This is a genomic window from Micromonospora sp. WMMB482, from assembly GCF_019038635.1.
In the GTDB taxonomy this organism is placed as follows: domain Bacteria; phylum Actinomycetota; class Actinomycetes; order Mycobacteriales; family Micromonosporaceae; genus Micromonospora; species Micromonospora marina.
The window spans coordinates 1-7,994 of record NZ_JAHOPD010000033.1 but is presented as its reverse complement, the minus strand read 5'-3'; the positions used below and the strand labels follow the sequence as shown (position 1 = coordinate 7,994).

Below are 7,994 nucleotides of genomic sequence, written 5' to 3'. Positions count from 1 at the left end.
CTTCAGGTTGGGCAGGCCGACCCGGCCAGGGTCTGCCGGCCTGGGTGGCGCGGGCGCGGAGCGGAATCAGCACGACGTCCGTAGAGGTGGTTGCGCAGCTCCTCGCGGTGCTCTTGAGCAGGTCCAGCGGCACGTTGTAGGAGCCGGGATGTGCGAGGTCTCGAACTCCGCCGGGTACGCACGTCCAGCAGGCGCGGCGCGCGCGGCCGGCGTCGATCAGCTCCCGCAGGCTGGCGGCGTCGAGGGTGGCGGGGCGGGTGATGTCGGAAGTACTCATATCTCCTCTTTCACGGCAAAGCGCTACACGTCATGGCAGGGGATGTCGGCCGCGCGCCGGACGGCGCCGGCCGGATTGCGGTGCTGAGGTCAGGCTTCGGTGACCATCTCCAGGCCGGCGTCTGCGGCCTGGTCGAACTTGTCGTCGACGACGACCACCTCGCGGCCGGCGTTCGCCAGCAGCGAGGCTGCGTCGGTGGCCCGGTAGCCGGAGCCGCAGTGCACCCAGACGGCGCCGGCCGGTACGTCGCCAGCCGCTTGGGGAGGTCGGGCAGGGGATGTGCACGGCGCCGTCGATGTGGGCGGCCCGCCACTCGTTGGTCATCCGCACGTCGAGGACCACGTCCGCAGCGGGCAGGCCGGCGGGGGCGTGCCCGGCGCGGGCCGCCGCGAGGGACGGGAAGTCGGACATCCGCAGCTCCCGCAGCTGTCCGGGCTCGGCCGCCCACTGCTCGGCCTCGCCGGTGGCCTGCGCGGCCGGGCGGTCGATGCCGATGCGGACCAGCTCGCGCTGCGCGTCGGCCACCTGCTCCGGTGTCTCGGCGAGCAGGGTGATCGCGAGTCGGCAGCCCCAGTCGATCAGCCAGCCGAGCCAGGTGGACATCGGGCCGTCCAGCCGAGGCTGACCGTCCCGCCAGGTGCGAGGCGGCGTACGCCTTGCGGTGCCGTAGGTCCACCACCCACTGCCCGGCGGCCATCCGCTCGCGCAGTTCGGCGGCGTCGGCCCGGGTCACCGGGTGAGGTCGACCGGGGCCGGACCGGCGAAGTTCGCCACACCCATGTGGGCGTAGTACGCCGGGTAGGCGTCGAGACCCGCGAGGGTCTCGGTCACGAACGTGTCCGCACCCAGCGCGAGCGCCGGGTTGCCTGCTTCTCCCGACCGATCGTCGACTCGGGCGCATCGGACTGGCTGGCCGAGCAGAAGCTGCCGAAACCGTGCGTCGGCCACACCTCCGCCCCGTCGGGCAGCAGATCCGCCAGCCGCTTCGCCGAGGCGTGCTGGTGGTGGGCCAGCTCGTGTGCGTACTCCTTGCCGAGCAGGTCGGTGGCGCCCGGTCGTGCCGAACAGCAGCGACCCGCCGGTGAAGACACCCGCCGGCTGCCAGCCCCCGTCGGTGGCCTCGTCGAGGATGTACGACAGGTGGTGGAAGGTGTGGCCCGGCGTCGCGACGATCCGGAGCTGCATGGAGTCGGACACCGCAACCGCGTCACCGTCGGAGACCGGCATCCGGTCGGAAGCCGACCTCGTCGGCTGCGGCCACCAGGTAGCGGGCTCCGGTCACCCGGGCCAGTTCCAGGCCGCCGGAGACGTAGTCGTTGTGGATGTGCGTCTCCACCACATGGGTGATGCGGACGCCCTTCTCCCCCGCCAGATACATGACCCGGTCGATGTCGCGCTGCGGGTCGACCACGATCGCCACCTGCCCGTCCGAAGCCAGGTAGCTCCGTCACCCAGGGACGATGTCGCGATAACAGACACCTCAACTGTCACTGCCGTTCTCCTGTCAAAACCTACATACCCGGGGGGTATACGGGAGCACAGTCCGGCCACTCATGTCCAACGGTTACCCGCCGCGCCGCCGTCAAGCAGCACGGGCGGGTCGACCGCTCAGGCGAGTGCCAGGAAGAGCTTCTCCAGCTCCCCCTCGGTCGTTCCGGCGCCTCGCCGCGCTCGCGGGCGGCCTCGCAGTACCGCATGCCCGAGGCGATGATCTTGTAGCCGGCGCGGTCGGTCGATGGCCTTCGACACCGCGGCAGCTGGGTCAGCGCCTCGCGGCAGTCCTGACCGCTCTCCATCATCGCGATGACGGCATCAGCTGCCCCGTGCCCGCTTGAGCCGGGTCAGCGCGTCGCTGGTCATTTCAGGTCGAAGATTCATCGCCCCACCTTTCGGCTCCACCATACCCCGGGGGTACGGAACCGCGACGGATACCCCCACGGGTATGCTGAACCTCGAAGGTCGCCGACACATTCCGCCCCTGGGCGGCGTGCACGGCGGTCGCCCTTCTCATACCTGGGAGGTTCCATGACTGCGGTCCGGCATCATCAGGTGGTCATCGTCGGCGGCGGCACCGCCGCATCAGCGTGGCCGCGCGGCTACGGCGCCAGGGCGTCACCGACATCGCCCTGGTCGAGCCCTCCGAGTACCACTACTACCAGCCGCTCTGGACTCTGGTGGGAGGTGGCCTCGCCAAGGCCGGCGAAACCGCACGGCCGCAAGGCAAGCTCATCCCCAAGGGGCGTCACGTGGACCCGGGACCGGGCGGCCGGCGTCGACCCGGACAACCGGATCGTCACGCTCGCCAGCGGCGACACGCTCGCCTACGACCAGCTCGTCATGGCCCCGGGCTGCAGCTCGACTTCGAGGGCGTGCCCGGTCTGGCCGAATCGGTCGGGCGGAACGGGGTGTCGAGCAACCGGTACGACCTCGCCCCCCCACTTGGGAGTTCATCCGGAAGGTCCGCGGCGGCACGGCGATCTTCACCATGCCGGCCGGCCCGATCAAGTGCGGCGGCGCGCCGCAGAAGATCGCCTACCTGGCCGCGGACTGGTGGCGTCGGCAGGGCGTATTGGACGGCGTACGCGTCATCTCTGGTGCTGCCCACCGCGACCATCTTCAGCCAGCCGGACTGGGCACGGGTCCTGGAGGGCGTGGCCCGCCGGCTACGGCATCGAGGTGCGCTACGAGTCCCAACTGGTCGAGGTCGACGGCGACAGCCGTCGGGCGGTCATCCTCGACAGCAAGTCCGGCACCAAGGAGAGCATCGACTACGACCTGCTGCACGCCGTGCCGCCACAGAGCGCGCCGGCCTGGCTGAAGGACAGTGCCCTCGCCGATCCTGCCAGCCCGTTCGGCTACCTGGCAGTCGACCAGTACAGCCTGCAGAGCACCCGCTGGCCGGACGTCTTCGCACTCGGTGACGTGGCGAACCTGCCCACCTCCAAGACCGGGGCGGCGATCCGCAAGCAGGCGCCGATGGTGGTGGCCAACATGCTCGCCGCGCGCCGGAGCGAGCCGCTGCCGGCCCGCTACGACGGCTACACCTCCTGCCCACTGGTCCCCGCCCCACCGGATGCTGCTGGCCGAGTTCGACTACCAGCTCAAGCCGACGCCCAGCTTCCGTTGATCGACACGATGAAGCCGCGCTACGACATGTGGCTGCTCAAGCGCCACGGGCTTCCGGCGATGTACTGGCACGGCATGCTGCGCGGCCCTCCTCTGACCGGCCCGCACGGCTTTGCCGAATCACCCACGCCGGTCGTGTCGCGGCCGGCACCATCTCCGCTGAGGGAGAGCAGAGCATGAGCTACGCGATGACGATCCGGCTGTCCGCCGGGTTCGCCCCGACCGTCGAGCGGGTCCGGGCGGCACTGAAGGACCAGGGCTTCGGGGTGCTCACCGAGATCGACATGCGGGCCACACTGCACGAGAAGCTCGGCGTCGAACTCGAGGAGTACGTCATCCTCGGCGCCTGCAACCCCCCGCTGGCCCACCGTGCCGTGCAGGCCGACCGAACATCGGCCTGCTCCTACCGTGCAACGTCGTGGTCCGCGCCGACGGGCCGGACGCCACCCTGGTGCAGGCGCTCGACCCGCAGGTGATGGTGCAGCTGAGCGACGCCGCCGACCTGCGGACGGTCGCCGACGAGGCAACCAGGCGACTGCGGGCCGCCCTGGACGCCCTCTCCGGATGAGAAACGGCGGGGTGCGGGCATCGCCCGCACCCCGCCGTGGTCGTTCAGGCTGTCACCGGCTGGCCGGCTCCCCGGAGATCTTGGCCCGCACCTCGTCCATGTCGAGGTCGCGGACCGCCTGGATCACCTGCTCCAGAGCCGCGGCCGGCAGCGCACCCGGCTGGAGAGACCAGCACGCCGTCCCGGAAGGCCATCAGCGTCGGGATCGACCGGATCTGGGCCGCGCGGCCAGACCCTGCTCCACCTCGGTGTCCACCTTGCCGAACACGATGTCCTGGTGCTTCTCGCTGGCCTGCTCGAAACGGGCGCGAAGCCGCGGCAGGGACCGCACCAGCTCGCCCAAAAGTCGACCAGCACGATCCCGTCGCGGGTGACGTCTCCTCGAAGTTCGCGCCGGTCAACGCCACGCTCGCCATGTCCAACCTCCACGTTTCGGCAGTGCTCTCGCACCGGCCAACATACCCCCGGGGGTTTACATTCCCACTCGACGGGCGGATACCGAGCCGGGCCCGGCGCGCTATGGTCGACGTAAATACCCCTGGGGGTATACGGATCGGAGGATGAGATGCAAGAGGTGAACTGGCGGACTTCGCCGCCGCGCACGCCGAGGGGGCCACGGTGGTGGACGTCCGTGAGCCGTTCGAGTACGTCGAGGGCCACGTGCCCGGCGCCCGGTCGGTGCCGCTGGGACAACTGGCCGCAGCGGTCGGAGAACTTCCCCGCAGCCGCCCGGTCTACGTCATCTGCGCCAGTGGTGGCCGCAGCCTGTCCGCGGCGCAGTTCCTGGCCCGCGCGGGCATCGACGCCCGGTCGGTGGTCGCCGACGGCACCGGCGGGTGGGCCCGCAGTGGTCGCGACATCGTGACGGGAGCGGACGCGTGAACCTCGGTGGAATGCTGAAGAAGGTCTTCGGAAAGCCCTACACCTCCATCGGGCCCGAGGAGGGCTGCGGCGCTGGTCGCCGATGGAGGGCTGTTGCTCGACGTTCGGGAGCCGGCCGAATGGCGTGCCGGCCACGCACGCCCCGGGCCCGGCACATCCCGCTCGGCCAACTCGCCGGCCGGGCCGGGAAGTGCCGGCGGACCGGCCGGTGATCACCGCGTGTCGGTCCCGGGCGCGCTCGCGGCAGGCAGCCGCGCTGCTCGCCCCGCGACCACCACCAGATCTACAACCTGGCCGGCGGGATGCGGGCCTGGGTCCAGGCCGGAATGGCGCTCCAGGCAAGGGTGGGCGGCCCGGGCACCTGGCCTGAGGGTCGTCCGGCGGGAAGGTCCCGAGGATGAGGACCTTCGGCCCCGTCCTATACCCCCAGGGGTATGCGCTATCGTAATCGCATCGCTGTCTCATCACCGTGAAGGAGTTCGGCACCATGTTGTTCCCCCCAGTACTACTGGACTGTCTGTCCCAGGCGTCGTACCTGATCGCCGACGAGAGCACCGGCCGGGCCGTGCTGGTCGACCCCCGCCGCGACATCGACGAGTACCTGACCGACGCACGAGCCCGCGGCCTCACCATCGAGGGAGTCATAAACACCCACTTCCACGCCGACTTCCTCGCCGGGCACCTCGAGGTCGCTGCCGCGACCGGCGCGTGGATCGGCTACGGGCACCGAGCCGAGACCGAGTACCCGATCCGCAAGCTCACCGACGGGGAGCGGATCAGCCTCGGCGACGTCACCCTGGAGGTCATGGAGACCCGGGCCACACGCCCGAGTCGATCAGCGTGCTGGTCTACGAGCACACCGACGACGCCACGCCGTACGGGGTGATGACCGGACGCGCTGTTCATCGGCGACGTGGGCCGACCCGACCTGCTCGCCTCCTTCGGCGTGACCGCGGACGAACTGGGCGCGATGCTCTACGACAGCGTCCAGCGCAAGCTGATGGGCCTGCCCGACGAGGTCCGGTCTTCCCCGCCCACGGCGCCGGCTCGGCCTGCGGGAAGAACCTCTCCACCGAGCGGCAGTCCACCATCGGCGAGCAGCGCCGCACCAACTACGCCTGCGCCCCGATGAGCCAGGAGCAGTTCCTCGCCCTGGTCACCGGCGGCCAGCCGTCCGCGACCCGGCTACTTCGCTTCGACGCCGTGCTCAACCGCAAGGCCGCGAGAGCTGTTCGACCACACCAAGGCCCCGCGCCCGCTCGACGCGCCGAGTTCGCCCAGGCCCGCGCCGACGGCGCGTGTCGTGGTCGACGCCCGCGACCCGCAGGGAGTTCGCCACGGGCCACCCGCGGGGGCCGTCAACATCCCCCGCCGACGGGCGGTTCGCCGAGACCGCAGGCAGCGTGATCGCCCCGGACCGCAAGGTACTCGTGGTCGCCCCACAGGACCGGGAGGAGGAGATCGTCGTACGGCTCGCCCGGATCGGCTTCGACCACGTCGTCGGCTACCTCCGCGAGCCCGAAGCGCGTTCCTCGAGATGGCCGGGGACATGGCCGCGCGAGCCGGTTGACCGCCACCGAGCTGCGCGACGCGCTGGACCGCCCCGAGGCGCCGGTGGTGCTCGACGTCCGCAACGCCGGTGAGCGCGAGCAGGGTGCCATCCAGGGCTCCCTGCACATCCCCCTCGCTGAGCTGACGCGGCGCCTCGACGAGGTGCCGGCGGACCGGGCGGTCGTCGTGCACTGCGCGGGCGGCTACCGCTCCTCGTGGCGGCCAGCCTGCCTCCGCAACGTCGGCGGGCGGACGTCTCCGACCTGCTCGGCGGCTACGGCGCATGGCAGGCGCTGCACGCCGCGGTCTGATCCGACCACGACGAGCCGGGCAGGTGACCGGGGACAGCCCGGCCACCTGCCCGTTCCCGCAGGAAGGTGAGACATGACAGGGTGAACACGGCCGCGGGCACCGCCGGGCCGAGGCTCGGCCTGCGCGCGAACGCCGCCCAGTTCCTCTCCTCGTCGTGGTCAACGCGTTGGTGGGTACGTCCGGCCGGGCGTGGAACCGCCGGGTCTGCTCGCCCACCGGCAGCACCCCCGCGCCCAGCGCGACCAGTGCCAGCATCTCGGAGAAACTGCCGCCCACCGGGCCCTGCGGCACCGTTCGGCCGGACGGGGTGCGGTCCGGCGTGCGGTCCTGCTTGAACGCGGTCGAGGTCACCGCCGGGTACTGCACCACCGGATGGTCGCCGTGCACCTCCAGCGACACCGACTCCTGACGCGAGCGGATGGCCCGCGGCCACCGCGAGCACCCGGCGCTCGCGCATCAGCACCGGGCCGTTCGCCATGCCGTCGAAGGGGTACGAGGCGATCAGCACGTCTATCGTGCCGTCCCGCAGGCTCGACCGGGTGCTGGCCAGAGGTGCCTCGTGCACGTGCACCTCGCAGTCAGGGTGGCGCTCGGTGAACAGAGAGACCGCCCGCAGCAGCACCGGAGCTGTCGACTCGCCGACGTACGCCACCCGCAGCTCGCCGATGAGCCCGCGCCCGGCGTCCACGGCCCGCTGGACCGCCTCCTCTCGATGCCGGCCCCAGCGGGCGCATCTCCTCGGCCAGGCGGGCGCCAGATCGGGGTGAGGCCGGACGACCCGGCTGGTGCGCTCGAACGCGGCGCGCCGATGCGACGTTCCAGCTTGCGCACCACGTGACTGACCCGCCCGGTGCTCACCCCGCAGCCGCTCGGCGGTCCGCCCGAAGTGCAGCTCCTCGGCCAGGGTCAGGAACGTCTCGATCTCGTACCGCTCCAGCACCGGGCACCTCCGTCGTTGCCTGCGGTCAACGATCGTAGTCCGGTTCGGGCTTGTCCGGGTGGCGCGCCGGACCAGGGTGACGGCATGCAGAACCATCTCGTGACGGTGACCGGTTTCGACCACCTCGTGCTCTCGGTGAGCGACGTCGAACGCTCCCTCGACTTCTACTGCGCCACGCTCGGCCTGGCCCCGGTGCGGGTCGACAGGTGGCGGGCCGGCGAGGTGCCGTTCCCGTCCGTACGCGTCGACGCCGGCACCATCATCGACCTGGTGCGGGGCGAGCCGGGCGGATCCAACGTGGACCATTTCTGCCTGGTGGTGGAGCCGGTCGACTGGCA

At 71.2% G+C, this 7,994-nt stretch carries 7 protein-coding genes and 6 pseudogenes; 8 read left to right on the top strand and 5 right to left on the bottom strand.

Features of this window, described 5'->3' with window-relative positions; translation table 11 throughout:
• The 3 pseudogenes from KSK32_RS32765 to KSK32_RS32755 form a co-directional block, all read right to left on the bottom strand.
• Nucleotides 1–277: pseudogene (locus KSK32_RS32765) on the bottom strand (rhodanese-like domain-containing protein); the annotation flags it as partial.
• A gap of 89 nt (nt 278–366) precedes the next feature.
• Nucleotides 367–1,768: pseudogene (locus tag KSK32_RS32760) on the bottom strand (rhodanese-like domain-containing protein).
• 117 nt (nt 1,769–1,885) lie between these two features.
• Nucleotides 1,886–2,155 (bottom strand): annotated as a pseudogene (locus KSK32_RS32755) (metal-sensitive transcriptional regulator).
• A gap of 798 nt (nt 2,156–2,953) precedes the next feature.
• On the opposite strand from KSK32_RS32755, the gene KSK32_RS34000 reads away from it, so the two are divergent.
• From KSK32_RS34000 to KSK32_RS32740, 3 genes and pseudogenes are all read left to right on the top strand, one after another.
• Nucleotides 2,954–3,583: an FAD/NAD(P)-binding oxidoreductase gene (locus KSK32_RS34000; protein WP_254188949.1), complete on the top strand. Its 630-nt coding sequence runs from the start codon at nt 2,954–2,956 to the stop codon at nt 3,581–3,583.
• Nucleotides 3,580–3,812 (top strand): annotated as a pseudogene (locus KSK32_RS32745) (DUF302 domain-containing protein); the annotation flags it as partial. The gene KSK32_RS34000 and the pseudogene KSK32_RS32745, both read left to right, overlap by 4 nt.
• Nucleotides 3,813–3,821: 9 nt before the next feature.
• Complete coding sequence (locus tag KSK32_RS32740) at nt 3,822–3,971, top strand: hypothetical protein (RefSeq protein WP_216936574.1); 150 nt, start codon at nt 3,822–3,824, stop codon at nt 3,969–3,971.
• Between the two features lie 52 nt (nt 3,972–4,023).
• Here KSK32_RS32740 and trxA read toward each other — a convergent pair.
• A pseudogene (gene trxA / locus KSK32_RS32735) lies at nt 4,024–4,387 on the bottom strand (thioredoxin).
• Nucleotides 4,388–4,550: 163 nt separating this feature from the next.
• On the opposite strand from trxA, the gene KSK32_RS32730 reads away from it, so the two are divergent.
• The 4 genes from KSK32_RS32730 (at nt 4,551) to KSK32_RS34755 (ending at nt 7,125) form a co-directional block, all read left to right on the top strand.
• Nucleotides 4,551–4,853, top strand: a complete 303-nt coding sequence (locus KSK32_RS32730) for a rhodanese-like domain-containing protein (protein ID WP_216936576.1) — start codon at nt 4,551–4,553, stop codon at nt 4,851–4,853.
• A 487-nt stretch (nt 4,854–5,340) separates the two neighbouring features.
• Nucleotides 5,341–5,739 (top strand): MBL fold metallo-hydrolase, encoded by a 399-nt coding sequence (locus tag KSK32_RS33995; RefSeq protein ID WP_254188948.1) that lies wholly within the window; start codon nt 5,341–5,343, stop codon nt 5,737–5,739.
• Between the two features lie 680 nt (nt 5,740–6,419).
• Nucleotides 6,420–6,785: a rhodanese-like domain-containing protein gene (locus KSK32_RS33990; protein WP_254188947.1), complete on the top strand. Its 366-nt coding sequence runs from the start codon at nt 6,420–6,422 to the stop codon at nt 6,783–6,785.
• An 85-nt stretch (nt 6,786–6,870) separates the two neighbouring features.
• Complete coding sequence (locus tag KSK32_RS34755) at nt 6,871–7,125, top strand: hypothetical protein (protein ID WP_289256951.1); 255 nt, start codon at nt 6,871–6,873, stop codon at nt 7,123–7,125.
• A gap of 51 nt (nt 7,126–7,176) precedes the next feature.
• Here the strand turns inward: KSK32_RS34755 and KSK32_RS34750 are convergent.
• A pseudogene (locus KSK32_RS34750) lies at nt 7,177–7,752 on the bottom strand (LysR substrate-binding domain-containing protein); the annotation flags it as partial.
• On the opposite strand from KSK32_RS34750, the gene KSK32_RS32715 reads away from it, so the two are divergent.
• Nucleotides 7,741–7,994 (top strand): VOC family protein (locus KSK32_RS32715; protein ID WP_216936573.1); only part of this gene is annotated, 254 nt, incomplete at its 3' end. The pseudogene KSK32_RS34750 and the gene KSK32_RS32715 sit on opposite strands and share 12 nt — an antisense overlap.